The 21,531-nt window shown below is 28.8% G+C and carries 14 protein-coding genes, 5 tRNA genes and 1 other RNA gene; 14 read left to right on the forward strand and 6 right to left on the reverse strand.

Annotated elements, in window-relative coordinates; genetic code table 4:
* Positions 1–6 precede the first annotated feature (6 nt).
* On the reverse strand, positions 7–321 hold the full coding sequence (locus ACX1M8_RS01520) for a 4'-phosphopantetheinyl transferase superfamily protein (RefSeq protein ID WP_458616671.1): 315 nt from the start codon (positions 319–321) through the stop codon (positions 7–9).
* A 22-nt stretch (positions 322–343) separates the two neighbouring features.
* Positions 344–1,705, reverse strand: coding sequence for a hypothetical protein (locus ACX1M8_RS01525; protein ID WP_458810908.1), 1,362 nt, complete (start codon positions 1,703–1,705; stop codon positions 344–346).
* A gap of 215 nt (positions 1,706–1,920) precedes the next feature.
* Here ACX1M8_RS01525 and rplJ point away from each other — a divergent pair, with 215 nt between their 5' ends.
* A complete protein-coding gene (gene rplJ / locus ACX1M8_RS01530) occupies positions 1,921–2,418 on the forward strand; it encodes a 50S ribosomal protein L10 (RefSeq protein WP_458616676.1) in 498 nt (165 codons plus the stop codon).
* Between the two features lie 34 nt (positions 2,419–2,452).
* Positions 2,453–2,824, forward strand: coding sequence for a 50S ribosomal protein L7/L12 (gene rplL, locus ACX1M8_RS01535; RefSeq protein ID WP_458616678.1), 372 nt, complete (start codon positions 2,453–2,455; stop codon positions 2,822–2,824).
* Positions 2,825–2,888: 64 nt separating this feature from the next.
* Here rplL and ffs read toward each other — a convergent pair.
* Positions 2,889–2,985, reverse strand: an RNA gene (ffs, locus tag ACX1M8_RS01540) — signal recognition particle sRNA small type.
* A 247-nt stretch (positions 2,986–3,232) separates the two neighbouring features.
* Positions 3,233–4,762, reverse strand: coding sequence for a transposase family protein (locus tag ACX1M8_RS01545; RefSeq protein ID WP_458836651.1), 1,530 nt, complete (start codon positions 4,760–4,762; stop codon positions 3,233–3,235).
* 228 nt (positions 4,763–4,990) lie between these two features.
* On the opposite strand from ACX1M8_RS01545, the gene ACX1M8_RS01550 reads away from it, so the two are divergent.
* From ACX1M8_RS01550 to ACX1M8_RS01570, 5 genes are all read left to right on the forward strand, one after another.
* Positions 4,991–5,065, forward strand: a tRNA-Asn gene (locus ACX1M8_RS01550).
* A gap of 5 nt (positions 5,066–5,070) precedes the next feature.
* A tRNA-Glu gene (locus tag ACX1M8_RS01555) sits at positions 5,071–5,146 on the forward strand.
* Positions 5,147–5,151: 5 nt separating this feature from the next.
* A tRNA-Val gene (locus ACX1M8_RS01560) sits at positions 5,152–5,227 on the forward strand.
* Positions 5,228–5,230: 3 nt separating this feature from the next.
* Positions 5,231–5,306: transfer RNA gene (locus ACX1M8_RS01565), tRNA-Thr, on the forward strand.
* Positions 5,307–5,387: 81 nt separating this feature from the next.
* Positions 5,388–5,471, forward strand: a tRNA-Leu gene (locus ACX1M8_RS01570).
* A 97-nt stretch (positions 5,472–5,568) separates the two neighbouring features.
* Here ACX1M8_RS01570 and whiA read toward each other — a convergent pair.
* Positions 5,569–6,432, reverse strand: a complete 864-nt coding sequence (gene whiA, locus ACX1M8_RS01575; protein WP_458807148.1) for a DNA-binding protein WhiA — start codon at positions 6,430–6,432, stop codon at positions 5,569–5,571.
* 379 nt (positions 6,433–6,811) lie between these two features.
* Here whiA and infC point away from each other — a divergent pair, with 379 nt between their 5' ends.
* From infC to ACX1M8_RS01605, 6 genes are all read left to right on the forward strand, one after another.
* Positions 6,812–7,390, forward strand: coding sequence for a translation initiation factor IF-3 (gene infC / locus ACX1M8_RS01580; protein ID WP_458836659.1), 579 nt, complete (start codon positions 6,812–6,814; stop codon positions 7,388–7,390).
* Complete coding sequence (rpmI, locus tag ACX1M8_RS01585; RefSeq protein ID WP_369810263.1) at positions 7,380–7,559, forward strand: 50S ribosomal protein L35; 180 nt, start codon at positions 7,380–7,382, stop codon at positions 7,557–7,559. Before infC ends, rpmI begins: the two co-directional genes overlap by 11 nt.
* A 60-nt stretch (positions 7,560–7,619) precedes the next feature.
* Positions 7,620–7,973, forward strand: a complete 354-nt coding sequence (gene rplT / locus ACX1M8_RS01590) for a 50S ribosomal protein L20 (protein WP_078747324.1) — start codon at positions 7,620–7,622, stop codon at positions 7,971–7,973.
* A gap of 371 nt (positions 7,974–8,344) precedes the next feature.
* On the forward strand, positions 8,345–9,175 hold the full coding sequence (rpsB, locus tag ACX1M8_RS01595; RefSeq protein ID WP_458798107.1) for a 30S ribosomal protein S2: 831 nt from the start codon (positions 8,345–8,347) through the stop codon (positions 9,173–9,175).
* Positions 9,176–9,211: 36 nt separating this feature from the next.
* Complete coding sequence (gene tsf, locus ACX1M8_RS01600; protein WP_458616691.1) at positions 9,212–10,093, forward strand: translation elongation factor Ts; 882 nt, start codon at positions 9,212–9,214, stop codon at positions 10,091–10,093.
* 113 nt (positions 10,094–10,206) lie between these two features.
* Complete coding sequence (locus ACX1M8_RS01605) at positions 10,207–13,155, forward strand: hypothetical protein (RefSeq protein ID WP_458836652.1); 2,949 nt, start codon at positions 10,207–10,209, stop codon at positions 13,153–13,155.
* 31 nt (positions 13,156–13,186) lie between these two features.
* Here the strand turns inward: ACX1M8_RS01605 and ACX1M8_RS01610 are convergent, their stop codons facing one another.
* Positions 13,187–15,598 carry a hypothetical protein gene (locus tag ACX1M8_RS01610; protein ID WP_458836653.1) on the reverse strand — a complete coding sequence of 804 codons (2,412 nt, stop codon included), beginning with the start codon at positions 15,596–15,598 and terminating at the stop codon, positions 13,187–13,189.
* Between the two features lie 139 nt (positions 15,599–15,737).
* Here ACX1M8_RS01610 and ACX1M8_RS01615 point away from each other — a divergent pair, with 139 nt between their 5' ends.
* Complete coding sequence (locus tag ACX1M8_RS01615; protein WP_458836654.1) at positions 15,738–21,521, forward strand: PDxFFG protein; 5,784 nt, start codon at positions 15,738–15,740, stop codon at positions 21,519–21,521.
* Positions 21,522–21,531 lie beyond the last annotated feature (10 nt).

The raw sequence follows: 21,531 nt of genomic DNA on the forward strand, positions 1-21,531 counted from the left end.
ACCTTTCTATCTTTTTTGCACAACAGCTATAACAAAGTCATCAGCATAGCTAATTGAAATAAAGAAATCTTTAAATTTTCATAGTTTAGATTCAATATCTTTTTTGATATCAACTTTTCTAAAGTCAATATAAGTGTTATCGGCTTTAAAAATTGCTTCTTTGATTGCTCATGAGCGAGCTAAAAATCTTGCTTTAGCATCGTCGTTATCCAACTTTTTAAATTCAATAAGTTCGCCTTGAGATAAGACACGATTAACAAACTTATCACTTTTGGTATAAAAGCGAGAAATATTAGTTATATCAACACCTAAACTATTCATGTAATGAATTATATAAAATTTATTAATTATTTTTAATTATGGAAACTAGCAATTCTCAGTAAAAATTATTTAGTCAAATTCCGTTCTTTTCGTTCATTTTAGAGGGATGGATTTCTAATGAAACATTTTTAAATTTATACATTACTTCATTAATTTTTAAAATATGAATTAAATCTAATAAGTTTAAGGTGTTCTTGATTTCAAATCTTCGTTCCATGATGTATGAAATTCTTTCGTGAATATCATTTAAACAGCATAAATCTAAAAGCAAATAATAGCCTAATAATTTTTTAGATGAAACAGATATATTCTTTGTTAGATTTTGCGTTGTAAAAACAGCTTTATTGAAAAGAAATTCATCCTGTTGAAGCCTTGAAGCGTGCATGATAAGATTTGTTGATTTATCCAAATTTAATTTAGTGTTAGTTATAAAGAACTGCATATAATCTTTTTGAAAGATATCAAATAAATAATCATTGATATCAGATTCATATAAAAATTGTTTAAGTAGCTCAACAGACTTCATCATTGATATTTTATTTGTGTCTATAAAATAACCATAGATATAGTATTTTTGATCTCCAACAATTTGTTTAGTAACTAAAAATGGTCTTTTATATTTTTTAGTTTTCATTTGCTTTAAACAGTTGTGAGAAACTCTTTTTGCAAGTGTTTTTAAATTCTTTTTTATTTGATTTAAATCATCTAGCACCAAACAAAAACTATTATTATTTTCTTTAAGAAAATCAAAAATATTTTTACTGAATTTAGCTACAACTAATTTATTTGGCTCTCTATAGTAATTGGGTAAATCAATAACATATCTAGGACGATTTAAACTATCTAACACAACATATTTTTTATGTTCATCGTTATTGAAAAAATCAGGAATTGATGCCAAATACTCGTATGTTGAATCCTCAGATAAAACATATTTTGTACCATCAAATTCGAAGTGGGAGTTAACCCTGTTTATTTTGGTATCGGATGGTATATATTCACATTCGGGATTAAGTTTAATTTTTGAAAAATCTAGCTTATCAATATCTTGAACATATTCCTCATTTAAATAAAAGTGAAAGATATGTAGAAATGTATCGAATTCTTCATCTTGAAAATAGCGATTAATTTTTTGAACAATGGGAAGATTTTCTAAGATATCATAATACTGATAATCATAAAAATTGCTTTTATAATCTGACAATTCAGGCTCTTTATATTCATTATCACGAATATCTTCTAGGTTTAATGTCTCTAATACGTTTCGTATGTCAGAAATACATAATTCTTGTGCCTTAGTACGGTAAAGAATATTTTTTTCAAGTTCCTTATATTTGTTTTTGAAATAAAAGAATATTACAGAATTAGATTTAGCTGTTTTCAATTTATATCTCCATTTTTATAATTATATATAATTATAAAGAAAATTTTACATAATATTATAAATCGAAAATATTCATTTCAAGATTTAAATTTTTATATTATAATTTACCTGCAATACATAAAGACAGTAACTGCGTAAGCTTAATTAATGGTTACCGAGTGTATCTCTTTTAAATGTTCAATTGTATTGCGAAATTTTGAAAGGGGGCAGAAAATATGTCAGAATCAAAATTAAAAGCAGCTAAAAAAGAAGTTGTTTTAGAAATCGTTGACAAAATCAAAAGCTCACAAGCTGTTGCTTTTGCAGAATACCGTGGTTTAACAGTTTCAGAATTAGAAGAATTCAGAAAAGAAGCTAAAAAATTAGGTGTTGATATTAAGGTTTACAAGAACCGTTTATTCAAACTTGCTGCAAACGAAACAGGAATTGGTGAATTAGCTGATTACTTAGTAGGACCTAACATCTTTGCTTTTTCAAACAATGATGATATGTCTGCTGCTAAATTATTAACTAAATTTGCTAAGCTACACAAATTAATGGTAGTTAAAGCTGGTACTTTTGAAGGAAAAGTTATTGATGCTACAGGTGTTAAAGAAGTTGCTACACTTCCTACTTATGAAGAAGCACTTGGTATCCTTGCTCGTTCAATGATGGCACCATTACAACAAATCTCATTATCACTTAAACTTGTAAGTGAAGGTAAATCAGAATAATATATAAATCAAATTTAAGAAAGGACATTATATTATGGCTAAATTAACAAAAGAATTATTTATTGAATCATTAAAAGAAATGTCAATTAAAGAAGTTATGGAACTTGTAGAAGCAATGAAAGAAGAATTCGGAATCGACCCAACAGCTGCTGTTGCTGTTGCAGCTGCTCCAGCAGAAGGTGGAAACGAAGAAAAATCAAGCGTTAAAGTTGTTTTAAAAGCTGACAATGGTAAAAAAGTTGCTATTATCAAAGTAGTTAAAGACTTATTAGGATTACCATTAATGGACGCTAAGAAAATTGTTGATACATTACCTGCTGTTATTAAAGAAAACATCAAACCAGAAGAAGCTGAACAAATTAAAGCAGCTCTTGTTGAAGCTGGTGCTGAAGTTACAGTTGAATAATTTCTTATATATAATTTATTAATAAAAAAAGAGGTTAGTTCCTCTTTTTTTAATAAAATTCAACAAAAATAATAAAACCACTAGACACAACACTTCCTCATGTGGCTGCTACATTTCTGTCCTGACCAGGTTAGTGGGTTGCTGTTCTAATGGCGGATATATTATAACAGTATTTTGTTAAATTTACAATATTTTTATTCACATATGTTCTAGGAGAGAAAAACTATATAAAAATAATTCTGATAATCAAATATTCAATTGATATAGGGATAAAAGTAATTGTTTATTTTAATTAATGGCCTTAAAAGCTTTACAAAAATTTTTATTTTTTTTAATCAATTTTATGTAAAATAAGCTCTATTTTGTCACCCCTAGAGTAGATAGAATAGAGTAAAATATAGTTGATATTTATTCTATGTAAATATCACTTTTTACTTTAGAAGACAATGTTTTGAGAGATCCAAAAAGTTCAAGCATTGTCTTTTTTATTTCCTCATTATCTTGGTTAAATTTTGATAAAAGCTCATTCATTTTATCGATGTATTTTTTGATTGTATCAAAGAATGATTTACTTCTTTTATATAGTAATTCTAGTTTTTCTACTGCTGGTATTGATATATCTAATCCTTTTGATAATGCTCATAATTCTGTTTCTGTTAAGTAAACTCCTGTTGGTTCTTTAGCATAATATTTTTTGTCTAAATATTTAAAATAGATGTTGCCATCAGATGAATGTACCAGTCTTACATTCGAATGTAGTGGAAAGATAATTCTTTTTCCTTCTTCGTCGAAGGCAGCATAATTAATGCCTCCATATCTGACAACACCATTCAATATTTTTCTATTTACTTCGATATCCACTCTTCAATTTTCTCTTTTTGTCCCTTCAAGATTAAATAACGATTCCTTGTTTAAAATTCTTTTTAGTCTTTGATTGTAGTAGTTTTTAAAGCCTTCTGAATGTTCTTTAAGATCGGAAAGAGTTTGTAGACCATTTTTATAAATGTATGTAGGGTATTTATCGAGTGCTGTTCTAAAAGACCTCTCCACATGTGGTTTATGTTTGGGATTACTTGAACTAATAATTCTTATACCTTTAGCATTTAAATTCTTCTCAAAAGCAGTTTCAGTATTATCACTTCCCCAGAATGTTCGTCTTTTATCAGTGTATATAAACTTAGGAAATCCGTAATTTTTAAATAAGATTTCTAGGAGTCTTTGATAACCAAGGTTAGTTTCTTCATTTTCGAATCACACAGCTAGTAACATTCCTGTAGCTACATCTATTGCATGATATAAATAAACTTTTTCACCATTGATATAAGGCTCAAACTGTGCATCTATTTCAACAATTTCACCAAATTTTAAATTTTTACTTAAATGTAAGACCTGTCTGCTGATTCTGTTTTTCTGAATTTGCGACTCGATATTATTGAGGAGTAAATATACCTTTTTATCAACGGACTTTTTAGCTTCTCTTTGTATTTTTCTTCCTCTTTTTGTTGTATGAATTGTTTTAAAACCAAGCTTGTTAAATCTTTCGACTAGATGTGCATATGAAATTTTATTTTTGTGTTCATCACTTAAAAACGAATTGTAATATTCACTAATAGAGATTTGATTTGTTGTCTTGTCGGTAACGATAATTGTGTTAGATATTTTTAAGTAATCTACATAAATATCTGTAATTACACTGTCTGATAATCTCTTATTCTTCTCCTTTTCTTTATTACCATGTGAGACTTCAAGCTTTGCTGATTTTTGATCTCTTATTAATTTCTTGTATCTTTGAACTGTTCTGATATTTAATCCTGTTTTAACACTTAAAATTTCATTAGTTAGGTTTGGATTTGAAACAATAATTTCTATTCTTTCCTTCTTGTTTAATTCATATTTTGTTAATGCTTTTCTTTTACTTATATTTGTTCTTAAATTCATATAAAAATTTTATACATTAACAACTATTTTCTAGAGGGGGGTGACAAAATAAAGCTTATTCTATAGCTTTACAAAAATTTTTATTTTTTTTAATCAATTTTAAAATTATAAGGTATAATAATCTTGCTTTTAAACACACATTAAAAGTTGTTAAAAAAAACAAAAAATAAATTTCTTAAAATTTAATTGTGTGCTATAATATATAAGCGATATAAATAAATAAGGCTTGCCGATTTAGCTCAGCGGTAGAGCAGCTGGCTGTTAACCAGTTGGTCGTTGGTTCAATCCCAATAATCGGCGCCATTTATGGTCTGTTGGTGAAGCGGTTAACACACATGGTTTTCATCCATGCATACACGGGTTCGATCCCCGTACAGACTGCCATTTTTGGAAGATTAGCTCAGTTGGGAGAGCGTCGCCCTTACAAGGCGAATGTCATGGGTTCGAGTCCCTTATCTTCCACCATTTGCCGTTTTAGCTCAGTTGGTAGAGCAACTGACTTGTAATCAGTAGGTCGTAGGTTCGAGTCCTATAAACGGCACCAATATCGGTTTAAATTTGAAAATTTATCTATTATTGGACCGAGGTTCAATAATTTTTAAAACTTTTTAAATATATTTTACCCGCGCGAGTGGTGAAATTGGCAGACACGCTAGATTTAGGCTCTAGTGCCTCCGGCATAAGGGTTCGAGTCCCTTCTCGCGCACCAAGCATGGAGTATTAGTTATTTAAAAATCCACTAATATTCAAAAAGAATTTGTTAAACTGCTAAAAAAAGAGCTGCACTCATTATAATAACGAGTGCATTATTTTTTTTCGCTTTCTACAATATTATTCAGCTTTCTAAATCAATGATTTAGTCCACTTTTTGATATATAAATATTGTGTTGATGTTCTAGTAGATATGATAATTCTGTGAGAGAAATCCATTTATTTTCTGCCTTAATTCTAAAGGCAACAAGCTGATTTTCATCAAATTGATCCTCTAAATTATGCTCAAAAATATAATTAATATTATCTATGTGTTTTATTGTACTTTGGGCAATCTTATTAATATTACTTAAATCTATATTATTTATACGATTAGTAACGTTTTCAAAATCACGCTTAATAATTAAATTTTGCAAATCATATCATGAATTTTTAGCATTAATAGCAGCTAAAAAATCAATTAATTTATCTTTATTTTTATTATAAATAATATATTTATTACCTCTTTCGAGGAAGTTAAAATTGAATTCATATTCATTTAATTTAGTTTGGATCAATTCAAGATTACCACGATTATGTGAAGATATTTCAAGGTGATATGAAGTTGAATTCTTCCCTGAAATACTTCCTCCACCACAAAAGACACCAGCAAAAAAGTAAGTTAAGTAATCTTTATATTCTAAATCAGGATGCACCATAGGGTTGTTTATTATTACTATTTTTGTTTTAGTATGCTTACTTTTTTCAAAAGGCATATTTATTTTTTCTAGTTTACGAACTAGTTTATCAATTAAGTATTCATTCTTAATTGATAAAATGTAGTTATTATTTTTGTCGAGTTCACCTGAACAAAAAATAAAACCATTAATAAAAGATATGATCTCTTGCTTTTTACTAATGCTATTAATAACTTCCTTTTTTACTTCAAAACTGAATGATGTTGTATGTGTCTTTTTCATAAAATCAATTATAAAAAATTATTTTAGTTATCAAAATTATTGAGAATTTTTGATTTTTTTTATGTTTGCATATAAGAAGAACGAAATTGCCTTATATATAGTGCTATAAATCAGTGACTCGAATAAGAAACCTGCTATTGAAATTTCTGTTAAATATTTTTTTTGTTAAAATTAAAAAGCAATAGAGTTAATTGCAGAAAAGTAGAAGACACTTCTCACCTGATGACCATAGTCTTGGGTTTAGCTACAATTAAACGTATCATAATTCTGATACCTTTTTTAGTAGATGAAGTGGTATAGCCACTTTTTATTAAATTTAAATTTTATTTAAGGAGTTATTATTCAAGCAAAAGGAAAAAAACCAACTTCAGAGCATTACATTAATGGTGATATACCATTCAAACAAGTTTTTGTGTTAGGACCTGATGGTGAAAAACTTGGAGTTAAATATACAAATGAAGCTATCGAAATAGCAAAAAGCTATAAAATGGACTTAGTTTTAATTAGTGTTGAACCTAAACCAATTTGTCGTATTTTAGATTACGGAAAATTCAAATATGACCGTAAGAAGAAAAACAAGGAACTAAAAGAAAAGCAAACTATTATCCAAAATCGTGAAGTTAGATTAACTGCAATGATTGGAGAAAATGATTTACAAACAAAAGCTAGAAAAGCTAGAGAGTTTCTTATAAAAGGCGACAGAATTAAAGTTTCTTTAAAACTAAGAGGTCGTGAAATAGGAAGAAAAGATTTAGGTTTTGCAACTATCGATAAATTCTTTGCCTTAGTTGAAGATATTGCTGAAAAAACATCTGAACCTAAATTAGTTAACGATCGTTTCCTTGACATGAATCTCCAACCAAATAAACAAAAAATTCAAAAATACTTAAAAGAAAAGAATCTTGAAACAAATCAAGAAGCTAAAGAAGGAGAATTAAATGCCAAAAATGAAAACTAAAAGTGCGTTAAAAAAACGTATCAAAGTTACAGGAACAGGTAAAATTTTAAGAGAACAAGCATATCGTTCTCACTTAGCTCAAAATAAAACAACAAAACAAAAACGTCAATCACGTAAATCTGCTCAAATGTCAAAATCTGATCTTAAAAGATTTAAAGCATTAATCTAATCTTGTTAATCAATTAGATTTCAAATACATAGATACTTACGTTATTAGAAAGGAATAATTATGGCAAGAGTTAAAGGTGGAACAGTTACAAGAGCAAGACGTAAAAAATGACTAAAATTAGCTAAGGGATACTTTGGGCACAAATCAATTGGGTACAAAGTAGCAAAACAAGCAGTTGTTAAATCATGAACATATGCTTTCAGAGACCGTAAACAAGTTAAAAGAAACTTCAGAAAATTATGAATCGCTCGTATTAACGCAGCTGTTAGAGCTGAAGGAATGAGCTACTCAAGATTCATTAACGGACTTAAAAAAGCTAATGTTACAATCAACCGTAAAATGCTTTCTGAATTAGCAATCAACGAACCTAAAACATTCTCAGTTTTAGTTCAAATCGCTAAAGATGCAAAATAATTATTAAGTGGGATTACCCACTTTTTATTTTGCAAAAATTTTAAAACGTAAAAGATGGCATTACACTAAAGGCTAAAGTGGTGTTGTCATCTTTTTAATTCTTAGTTAGATAATGCATACCTTACTGGATTTTTATAATAACTTAATAAGTTCAGCAATAAAAAATATTTTTCTTCTTGTACATAGTCATAAAAGAATTGCTAAAAGATTTACTCTTTTAGCTTTTTATAATATAATTAACTCAAGAGTTTAAAGACAAATTCTTATGCATAATTTATAAACAATAAATATGGATTCACTTGGGTGTGCTAATCATAGTGCTAGGTGTTAGAAATATTTATTTAGCAAAAACAAACTAAAGGAAAATTACAATGACAACAGAAAACAAAAAAGAAAAAGTTCAAAAAGAACAAAAAGCTCCAATTGTATCAAAAACTAAATTATTAGAAGCTGGTGCATACTTTGGACACAAAACACACGCATGAAACCCTAAAATGAAAGAATTCATCGTTCCTAACAAAAAGAACAAGGGTTCACACATTATCGATATAACAAAAACACAAAAATACTTAGAATATGCTTACTCACTTGTAAACACATTAGCATCTAAAGGTGCATCATTTATTTTTGTTGGTACAAAGAAACAAGCTCGTGATGCTGTTAAAGAAGCTGCTGAAAGAACAGGTTCATTATACGTAACAGAAAGATGATTAGGTGGAACATTAACAAACAACCAAACAATCATGTCAAGTGTACAAAAAATGAAAGATTTAGAAGCAAAAGCTGCTAAAAACTTCGCAGGTTACACAAAGAAAGAAGCTTTAGAATTCAATAAAGAATTAGACAAATTACACAAAAACTTAAATGGTATTCGTGATATGCAACGTTTACCACAAGTTATGATCGTTGCAGATCCTAACGAAGACGAAATTGCAGTTAAAGAAGCTAGAAGAAAGAAAATTAAAGTTATTGGTATCTTAGATACAAACTCTAACCCTGATTTACTTGATTTTGGAATTCCTGCAAATGATGATTCAGCTAAATCAATTATGTTAATTATGACAATCTTAGCTGACGCTATTGTTAAAGCTCGTGGTGGACAAGTTAAATTTGCTTACCAAGACGATGAAAAAGTTGTATTACCATCATTTGGAAACAACAAAGTTGCTGAAACAACAGAAGCTCAAACAGAAGCAAAATAATATATAATTTTAGATATAAAAATTTAGGAGGTTATCATGGCAGATAACAAAATGGAATTAATTAAAGAATTAAGAACTAGAACTAATTCAGCTCTTGTTGACTGTAAAAAAGCTTTAGAAGCTACAGGATACGAAATTGAAGCAGCTATTGCTTGGCTAAAAGAAAATGGTATCGTTAAAGCAGCTAAAAAAGCAGGGCGGATTACCGCGGAAGGTGCAGTTACAGCTTTAGGTGACGAAAAGCGCGCTATCTTAGTTGAAATTAACTCAGAAACAGATTTCGTTGCTAAAAACGATAAATTTATTCAATTATTAAATGAAGTTTCTACAGCTTTATTTAACTCAAATGCTAAAACATTAGAAGAAGGATTAGGAGTTAAATTATCAAATGGCGAAACAGTAGAACAAGCATTAGTTAATGCTACAGCTGTTATTGGGGAAAAAATTTCTCTACGTCGTTTCACAAGAGTAGAAGCTAAAGAAGACCAAGTTTTAGGAATATACGTTCACGCAAACCAACAAGTTGCAGCTGTTGTTACAGTTAAAGGTAACAACACAGAAGCAGCTAGAAATGTTGCAATGCATGTATCAGCTATGAATCCTGAATTTATTCTTGTAAACGAAATTCCAGCAGACAGATTAGAATCAATCAAAGAAGGATTTGTTAAGCCAGCTGGTTTCGAAAATAAACCTGAAAAAATTCAAGTTTCTATAACAGAAGGATGATTAAACAAACAATTATCAGAATTTGTTTTAGAAAAACAAGCTTTTGTTATGGAAGACTCATTATCTGTGGCTAAATACTTACAAAACCACAACTGTGAATTAGTAAGTGCCGTAAGATATGAAGTAGGTGAAGGGATTGAAAAAGTTCAATCAAACTTTGCTGAAGAAGTCGCTGGTATGGTAGTTAAATAATCTAACTACATTTTATGTGTAAACGCATATTACTGAGCTTTTTCAGTGTATGCGTTTATTTTTATATAAATATATTTTGATTAAAATAAAACATAAAAACAAAGGAATTTAATATGAAAAGTCTAAAAACAATTTTATTTCCCTTAGCATTAGGCTCTATGACATTAGCGCCTATGGTTGCCTTATCATGTGCCCAAAATACACAAGATACTTCAGCATTAAACACACAAAAAACAAGTTTATTTGCAAAAGCTGATGGTAAATTAAATACAATTAATTCTTTATCACCTGAGGAATATAAATCACTTAAATCAAGAACTGAATTATTAAAAGCTCAATTAGCTGAAAAATCAGAAAATGAATTAACAAGTGGAGATGTAGAATTAGTTAAAGATTTAATTCGTGAAATGGATGATAAAATTACAGCTTTAAGTAAGGTGGTAGTTGCAAATACTCGTGATGAATTAGATGAAGCTAATGCCAAAGTAAAAGAACTCAAAACAAAAGTTGATAAGCTAACAAAAAACCTTGAAAAATTAGGCGTAGATGTTAACCAACTTCTAGATAGTAATAATCCTACAGGTGTAGCTAGTTCAACTGAAATCACTAGACTTACACAAGAATTTTTACAAACCAAAGCACAATATGATGCAGCTTCAGATAAAGTGAAAACTATCCAACAAAAATTTATTTCAAGAGATCCTTCAGCAATTGATGCAATTAAAATGGTAAGTCGTCTAAACATCTATATGATTGAAATGTTTAAGATTTTAAAACCAGAATTTGCACAAAATGAATCATCAAAACATGATATCGAAATTTGAACAAATGCTATTAATCAAGCTATTACAGACGCTGATTCAATTAAATTAACATATGCTAATTCAAATAATGTATATAAAGCTTTATTAGGAGCTCTAGAATTTACAAACATTCTTAAGTCAATCGAAACACAATTAAATATAAATGTGATATCACCATTTGAAAATCAAAAATTCATGGATGTACTATTTGATTGAAGAATTTCTGATTTAGACAAATTACTTCAATTACAAAATAAAAAATTAGAAGCTGCTAAAGCTATGCCTGAATCAGATGAAACACAAAAAGCAGCTAAAGACAAAAAAGTTCAGACTTTTGAAGAAAATGTAAAGAAAGTTAGTGATATTCTTGAAAGTTACAAAGTAGCAAAATCACAAGGAAAAGATTTAATTCACCAAATCCAACTATATATGAAGCTAGAAAGAGAAGCTTTTGACAAATTTATTTATAACCCTACAACAGCAGATGAATTTAAACCAAGCTTTGATGTTACTATTAAGATATCAGCTGTTCCATTATTAAATCAAATCAATGATAAAGAATCATTACTACAATTTGCACAAATTGTAGAACCTACAAAAGCTAAATATGGTGAATTCTATAAATACAATAAAGATTATATGAATTCTATTATGTATGCAAATTACTTCACATCATACTATCAAGATGTTGTGGATATGGCCAGATCTAACTTAATTCAAGATTTCTACACAAAAGATGCTATTTTAATTTACTTAAAACAATTTAAATATAAATTAGCTTCATACAATATTGAAAAAGAAGCAGAATTAGCAAAGATAAAAGACCAAAATACTGCATTAAGTCAAGAAATTAATAAAGGTATTAGCAAGCTTTATTCACAATATTTAAACTTGGATGAAACTAAGCAAGAAAAAGCAATTGGACAAACATATTATGAGCTTTATAAATACTTTGGAGTTGCTAGAAGAGATGCTTTAGCAAATCGTGAAGATACAATATACCAAGCATACGACAGATTGCTTGCATTAAAGAAAATTCAAAGTCAAATTAATACAGTTAACTTAATGTTAAATTACTTTAAAACTTTAGGAATTTCTAAAGACGATGAAACTATGAATAAATACTTAAGAGTAGATAAAGAAATCGAAAAATACAACAGATTAAAAGCTGAAAGTGAAAGAATTGCTGAAGAATCTCAAGCTATTTTTGATTTATATACATCTATAGTAAGTGAGTTCAAAGCTATGAAATTTGATGCTACTGAGGCTGCTAAAATTAAAGAGCAAGCTCAAGAAAATGTTGGCATTATTACAAAATTTGTTAAAGATTTAACCTCTCATAGAGCACCAAATCCTGATAACAATTCAGAAATTTGATATTTTAATGTGCAAAGTTCAGCGATATCAAGTTGACTAGATTCATTAATTTTAAAAACAAAAGAACTTAAGTCACAATTAGAAGCTATTGCAAATACAGCAGATGATAAACTTGTTGAAGAATATAATAAGCTAAAAATAGAAGCTTTAAAACTTGGTTTAATGTTTTATGTAGATACTGATGATGAGGATGAAAATAATGCATCAAAACAATATGAAATTAGCCAAATTAACCCAATGACTGATGTTGAAGATGATGCTGAAAGCGAAAGAAATAAAGCGAGATCATTTAGAAAGAGAGCTGCTGACTATAAAGAAAATGCATTCTTTATTCCATTAAATGAAGTTTATATCCTTATAAGACAAGGTGCGATAGCAAATTCATCATTTATTGCAGATCACAGCGTAACAGATAAATATGAAACATTAGATCCTGTTGCATATGCCTTAACAACAAAATCTCTTGAAAAATTACAACAAAATAATATGGCGTTTAGAAATATTACAGGAGCAAAGGCTGATACAGAACCTATGGATAACGGCATTGATCCTGTAGTGGAAGCAAAGAACTTAAGTGATCTTGAAAAAACTTACTACCAAGCTCATATTAAATATTTTTCAGCTCTAGCTGAACATAAAGATAATTTAGAATCATTGAAAACAGAATTAAAAGCAGCACGTGATGCATATTATAATAAACTAAGAAATAGCGAATTAGATGGACAAGTATATATAGGTGAACTAAATCCAAAGCCTACTTACCGTAATTTAGAAAATGATTTAGAAAATCCAGCAAAAATCTTAATAGCACTTGCCGAATATAACTCTATTAAAGACTTACTTGAATTTATTAATAAAAATCAAGCTCAATTTGAAAATTAAAAATATCCCAGCTAAATTGCTGGGGTATTTACTAAATTGCCTTATTTAAATCGTAAAATAAATTTGATGTAAATGATTCGATTTCTTTAATATGACTTATATAAACCTTCATTTCATTCGTTCAAATCGCATACTCATTTTCATTGAATCAGTAACTATCAATTTCGGCATAATTAGGCTCTTTACCACCTAATATTCCAATTATTTTATCGTACGTTTTCTTTAGATTTTCTAATGTTTGTATTCTGAAATCGCTTAATTTAGATTTATTTAAAAGCTCTGCATCGATTCTTTTAATTTCATTTTTTAGTTTATCAACATCATTCTTGAATTTATAATCAAATTCATGTATTTTCCTATTATAAGAATTTTTAAAGGTATCTTGAATATTGTTGCATAAATTATCATGAATTTTATTCAGTTTTTCGACTTGTTCTAATGCTTTCGAGCTAATGAATTGAATATATTCAGACAATTCTTTTTTAGATTGAACTGCCGCAAGATTATAAGTACTAATAATATTATCGGCATCTTTTGAATTTATAGATATACTACCTTTTCAATCGGCTACAAAATCTTGTACTGAGTAATTACTGATTTTAATCAAGTCTTCTAATACATTTAATTTTTTAAGTTTTCCAAAATGCGGGTGTAAAAAGTCTGCGGCAAAAGCACTTGGGTATGGAGACTCATCTTGATCAAAAGCCATATATATTAGATCATAACCCCTGTATGTTCCATTTTGATCTGCGCTATCGATTTTTTCGTATGGTAGTTTACTAATCATTTTATTAGCTTTATCCAATTCTAATTCTATGCGTTGCTTATATCCTTTAAATTGTTCTAATCTAGAAATTAAATTATTATATTCAATGTTCTTAAAGTTTTTATCATATATATAATTTTGACTTAATTCTGTTAAATCATTTATATGCTTATTAACAATTGCTAATCTTGAAGATAAGATATCTTGACTAGGCTTTATTTCATTTAGCCCTTGATTATATTCAAAAATTTGTTCTGAGTGCTTTTCAATTCATTCTCTACCACTTATAATATCGTCAATGAATCCTGTTCAGAAACGATCTGCCTCTTCATTTTTGAATTTTAGTGCATAATCATAGACTTCTTCAACAAAATATCTTAAATTAATAATATGATCTATGACTTTGTTTTTGATATATTTAGTATTTAAACCTTTGATTTTTTTGCAATTTTCGCCAAATCTCTTAAATAAGTATGAAGCAGTTTTGACATAAGAATCATCAGATTTTTCCACCTTATATCCTACTTTTAGAATGCTATCAGATATTTTTTCGTACTTTATATTAAGCAAATGCAAATAATTATCTGGATTAAAGCTCTCGTTATTTAAATTATTGTTATAGACTTTTATGTCTTGTTTTATGGAATCTAATAATTTGAATTTAAAAATATTTGCTAATGTGACACCTGCATTTGTTTTCGATTCTCTAAATAAAGTAAAAGTATTGCATACAAATCGTAGACCAGATCAATAGTGATATGTCTCACCGTATCTACATAAATTATCTGCATGATCGCGAACTGTAATTCCTAAGGTTTTTAATTTAAGTATTCTAGAATCTAATTCATTAACAATATCTTCAATATTGTTTTGAGTAACAACAATAGACTTTAAATAATTTATAAATTCTTTTATGCCTATCTTATAGGCGGAAAAGTCTGTTAGTAATTTTGATAAATCAAATTTATGATTGAAGAACCTAAATTCACGATTTCTAAAATCTAAGTTAAAATCAATTGATTTATATATGTTTTCTATAAAAATTTTAAGGAGATAAATGTCTGATGCAAGAGTATCTTTGAGTTTATTTTTTGTATTTAGATCGCTACTAATAAATCTATCCGCTAAATATTCTTTATTTCAGATAAAGTTAAAGGTACTATTTTTAATGAAATTATCTATAGTATTATCAAAATAGTTGCCTGCTTGTGAAATTCTCATAAACTTAAGGACATCTTGCCCTACTTCTCTAAAAAGAGAAGATTGACCATAATATTTAACATATTCTTCATTTAGTTTTTTTATTGAATTATAAAAATCATCTAGTAATTTATTTTTGTTACTTTCACTACCATTTATCCAATAAATTTTTTCAGGCTTACTAGTATCAAGGTTAAGATAAAGCAGTTCTCTGTTCTCAAAAGGTTTTTGATTTAACTTAGGTAAATGAATTTTATTAGGCTTAAAAATTTTATCATCAAAATCTTCTGAAATAGGTCCAGAATTTAATTCAGGATTTGCAATAAGGCTAGGATCCCTGCTGTATATAGGGCCATTAGGAGTGACCTTAGAGTTCTTTTTAGGCATTTTTGTGCCTAGGACACAGGCTAAAACGATTGCTGATGCTCCAAAAGCAATGCTGCCTGTTAGTAAAAATCTTTTAGTTCATTTATTCATTTTGTCCTCCATAATATAGAGTAAATTTAGCTAAAAACGAACCAAAAATTAACAAAACCCGTAATTTGTAAATTATGGTAAAATACTTATATTAATTATATTAATATAAGATAAACCAAAATAAGAAAAGGATGTGAACATGATTAAAGATTGATCATTAAAGAAAAAAGTTTTATTATCATTAGCAATTTTATCAGCTGGAGCTGGTGTTGCAATCGGTTCAATGGTTGCTTATGCTGAAAACTCTGACGAAAAGTTAGGGCCCACATCTCCTGCTAATAAAATGCTATTCAATAATGACTATGCAAAAATATATGATGCTGAAGGAAATCTAAAACCTGAATTAGCAATCTTAGATCCTCAAAAGAAAACTAAGGTAGCTAATATTTCTGAAGATGCTAGTCAATATTCATTTGTTGATGCACCTGAGAAAAAATACAGTTTCACTGATTTCTTTAATGCATATTTTGAAAAATACAATGAAGCGTTCGTACTTGAAGTAAAATATGGCTCATTTAGCTTTTACAATGAGTATGTTTTAGCTGTACATCCTGAACAATTTATTGAATTTTCAAATTGGTTTATTAAAAATGTAGCATGAGGACCAGACCTTCTTACACTTGATTCATTCAGAATTGTGCCTGGGGTTGAACAAAATGGTAACGCTATTACTTTAGGTTCTCACTCTACATTACACAAGGAAGTAAGTGAAATTAAATTCTTCCCAGATGCATTCTTTGGTTCATTGCCTATTTATTCATCACTTGGTGGAAGAGGTAATGCACCCGATGCTCTAACTTATCAAACTTTTAGCAGTGAAGTATCTAAAGATGTTTTAGATGAATACTTAAAAAATATCCCGTATGCTTCTGCTGTTAAAAACCAACAACTAACAGATAGTTACAAAGAAATATTAAACACAAGTAAATTAAATGGTGAAAAATTTAAAGTACTTTTTGACAATTCATCATCAGAATTAAAATTCCCGTTAAGAGATCAAACTCTTTACCTTCCTTTTGATGTAACTGAAGAACAATTTGCAGAATTAAAAAATAAATATGCAGATGAATTAGCTAATGCAGAATTTAGCCAATTACAAGATGTTGAAATTGTTGAAGCAAAACTTCAAACTGCAATTGATAAAAATTCTGATGTTCCAACATCAAATGAAGATAAACCATTAAGCATTACATTCAAATATCTTAATGCTCCTAAAATGGATTTAGTACAAACAAGAGCAGAAATTAAAAAATTAAATGAAACTTTAAATTCATTAAAGAAACAATTAGGAATGCCTAATGCAAAAGGCGCTAAAGCAGATTCTGAAGCTGCTACAGATACAGAAGATTCGTTATTAGAAGAATTAAATGAGTTATTCATTAAATTCAAGGATGTTTTAGCAAAAGCTGATTCAACAAGAAAAGACTTAAATTCACATATAGAATCTTCTCTAACAAAAGAAGAAGTAACTACAATTATTAAAACAACATTAGCAAGCTTGAAAAATATTGAAAAGTTATCTAATAAATACACAACTATAGTTAATTCAAGTCTCTTCCAAGGAAGATCATTTGAATCTTACAAGTTATTTAAACAAGTAGCTAATAGCAAAATTAAGAGCTTCCTTGATTTCTATGATATTGATTCATATGTTTCTAAACACGATACACTTTATGTTTACAAACCTAACAACGGGGATGAAATGCAATTCTTCCCTTCATTCCTTGAGGCAATCAACAATCTTCCTCAATTAGGTGATAATTATGTAAAACAAAGTAGCTTAGTTCAAAAATACTTTATAAAAGAAACAAATATCACAAATATTCCTCAATATAACTTGCATTCATTAGAAATTACTTTAGAAAATGCTGAAACAGGTAAAAAGCTATATCTAGATTTTTCAGCAAGTAAAGCAAATAATTTCAAACCAGAAGGTTTTGATCAATTCAAAGATGCAATCGGATATCTAGGCTCTATAGATCCTGTAACTTTATTCTATACACCAGAGGATAAAACATTACAAGATGCTAACGGACAACAAATTAAAGGTCTTGCTGCTAGAAAATACCAAGTATACACAGAAGCATATAATGGATTACTTGATAAAATAACAGCTAAATACCCACACTTATTAAGAAAATTAAGTGGACCTCACATTGTAAAAAGTGTTAACGATAATGGTGTTTATGAATACAAATTAGAAGATGGTGACTATAGAGGACTTACACCTGGAGATAGAATTGGACTTCCTTTAGTTTTAGGAGCCTTAATCCCAGGATTTAAAGGTGTGCCTACAGATTTCTTAAAATATGTTGCAACTCACGAATATGGACACCACTATACTCTAGATCAAGGTCAAGCTTGAATTAATGATAAAAACCCAATTATTGTTGGAGGTCTTTCAACAAGAGGTGGAGCTAACGAATCTTCATATTACTCATATGAAGCCTTAGTTAACTATTTAGAAGCTAGAACAAATATTGAAGTAATTAGAGTTAATGCTAACAACCAACCTACTGAAAATGGTAAGTTCATACGTTTCAGATTTGGAATCATTGATGAAAATGGTCATGTAGTTAAAATTGATGGAAAACCAAAATACGAAACTGAAGCTTTAGCTGATATTTGAGGAACAAATAAATCAAGTGATGATATTTACAATATCTTAAAAAATACAAAACGTCGTTTCTTACAAGATTTTGCTGGAATGGTAAAGGCTGCTAAAGAAAGAGGTGTTGCTTTAGGTGATTTATTTATTGCTAACTCATTTGATGCTGATTCAGGAACACTTAACCCTGAAATTTCAGGTATTGGTAAAGTATTTAAGAAACTTCAAGATGCTAGTGGAAACTACGACTATAAATTAGTACCAATTTCTGCTCGTGATATTATTTCTCAAATGAAAGATGGTTCAGGAAAACCATTAAGTGATATAGTAACATTCATTGATGATGATCACTTTAATGTTAAAATCTACGAATTAGATGAAAAGAATCCAAAAATCGTAAGAAAAATCAATATGTTCAAGAAAGATGGCAAACCAGTCATCCAAGTTCCTCTAGGTGTTGAATTAGATGAAGAAAGCTTAACATATTTAAGAGGGCAAGCAAAAGTTATCGAAGATTCAATCGCTGCTACTATACGTAAGAATATGTATGATTCTGGTTGAAATACAAGTGGAACTAGAATTGGTGGAAAAATTGATTTCTTCTTAACTGCTATTTTTGAAGAAAGTACTGATTTATCTTCAATTCTTAAAGGACTTGAAGCTAGAGGCAATGAAACTGAAATAGATCCAAGATACAATGCTTACATCATCAGAAATTGAGAAGATGGTGCTAAAAAACGTGAAGCAAATACATATTTTGTTATAAACAACTTAGGTGCTCATAATGAAGTAACATCTATAGCTAGATACTATAACAATTTCATTAATGGTAAATTATCTCAATCAGCTGCATTGGTAGCTAGAGATGGACTAATTGATCCTGTTGTAACATTTAAAAATGATGGTGATACAGCTTTAACTGCTAACAAATTTATTCTTCCATTTATGGATGGAAATTACGTTCTAAGCACATTAACTAACTTCCGTGATCCATTTGCAAATAATATTAGTAATCTTGCATCTAGATATGATGGAAATGATACAAAAGCTAGATGAAGCAAGAACTTTGCATTTACATTCCTAGAAGCAACTGGTATTGCTCCTTATAGATATGTACAAGTTCCTAACACAGGAAACTTAAAAGGTGAATATGATACATTCTTAGGATACTTCGATAGCAATGGTTCAATTGTTAACTCAAATGAAGTTCTAGATAGAGCATTCCAATTAAAGAGAAGTGACTTTGATGATAAGATTAGAGGAATCACTATAAATCCATTTTCAACACATGTTACTGAAAACGATAGATTATTATTATCTGCTGTAAACCCAGGAACAAATAAAGTAAATGTTATAAATATCTTCAATGCTGACAATACTCAAACAAAACCAAGTATTAGAGCTAAAAATGTGTTTGATTTATTAACATTTGGATCAATGGATTATTCTAAAGCTAAATATGATGCTGAAACTGGAACATATAATTGAGATATCGATTATGTGCAAAGTAAATTTGATCTTAATGCAATGAATGAAATAGCTAAAAAAGATACAGATTCAAAAACATCAGACTTAAGAAAAGAAATTACAAATGCTCCTGAATTATCACAAGCTAAAAACCAAGCTTTAGCAAACTATGCTATGTATAGATTCAGACATTCAAATCTTGTATTAAGTGTTGTAGATTTCTCACCTGCTACTCAATTAGTAGAAAATCGTGCTGTATTTTCAAAATTATATGGTGTTCCTGTCTTAAACGACACATTTAATAAATACTATGCTGAAGATGCAACAAAATCAACTGAAACAAAAGAATTAGTTTTTGATGTTGCTAAATTACAAGATTTTATTAATTCAATGCTTAAAGATCAAAATTTAGGTGATTCAGCTAAATATTTAAGTTTTAATGATTTCTTATCATTAGTTGGAAACAACTTATTATGAAAAAACCATGGAATCTTTACAAACCCAAATGATGCTTCATTATTTAATTTAAATTGAGGTGGATTCTCATCTGGGGAACCTTCTAGTGATGTTAAAAACTATAACGACACAAGAGTTGAACCATTATTAAATGATAAATTCACTGACTATATCTACAGTATAGCTGAAACCTTAACGAGAGATTATGTGCAAACAGTTTACTCTCCTAATACAAATGATTTTGGAAATACACCAGATTATTTATCAGGATTAAGCGAAGCAATCACTGGATTAGATTATGTTGTTGATGGAACTAAATTAAATTCACTTAGAGATAAATTAAATAATGCTCAAGATATTGCTAAAGGATTAAAAGCTGCTATTGAAGCTTCTAAATATGATCAATACTATAACGAGAATGTTTCATTCGAAATCAGAATTAATAAAGAAATAGCAGAAGCTAAGAGATTAATGGAAGAAGCAAAAGCTGTATTAGAAGCTATCGACCCTTCTGAACCAGAATGAAAAATCTATAAAGAATTCCTTGAAGCAAAACAAAATAGATATATAGCCTTAACTTCTGAAAAAATCAATACAATTGTAGCTTCTAAAGCTAAATACTTCGGTGAAATAAGTGGTAAGAAGTTCTATAGCACAGATTCATTTATTAATTCAAACTATTTTGGAAAATTCATTTCAAATAGTAATGGTTTCTTCAAGGATAGATTCGAAAAAGAAACAATTAAAATGGAATTATACGATACAGAACGTAATCCAATTGTTGATGAAAATATCAGACTAAAAGACTTTGAAGGTAACAGAATTACAAATCGTCCTGAAGCTTTCTTCATTTCACAATTATTAAACTACGGAGTTTCAAAGAGAACGATTTCTGGATTATTTAGAAATAAAGAACTCGATGCTCTAGCGATGTACGGATACATTCCTCTTGATCTTGCACAAAGAGCAAAATACATTAAATTCACAGATGTTGATACTAAAGAAGAAAAATTCTTAAAGATTAACACAAATAAAACAAATAACATCTTCTGATTACAAAAACAAGGTGATGTAACAACTAAGAAAACAATTGAAGATTATGGTTACACATCATGATTATCAGACTATACCTTAATGGCTAAATATAGAGATGCCTTATTAAAACCTAAACATAGATATTATGTTGAATTTGCAGATGAAAAACAAGTTGCAATTCAACCAGTTACATTAGGAAATGTTGATGCAATATCTGAAAATGCCAAAGCTGCTCAACAATCACCAATTAAGATTATTCCAGAAGTAAAAAGTGTTACAAAAGATGGTCAAGAAGTTCTTGAACCTACAGGTAAAACAATCATCAGTGTTGACTTCCAATTCAACATATCACACTAAGAAAGGAGAA

It is taken from the genome of Mycoplasma tracheobuteonis, from assembly GCF_054456995.1.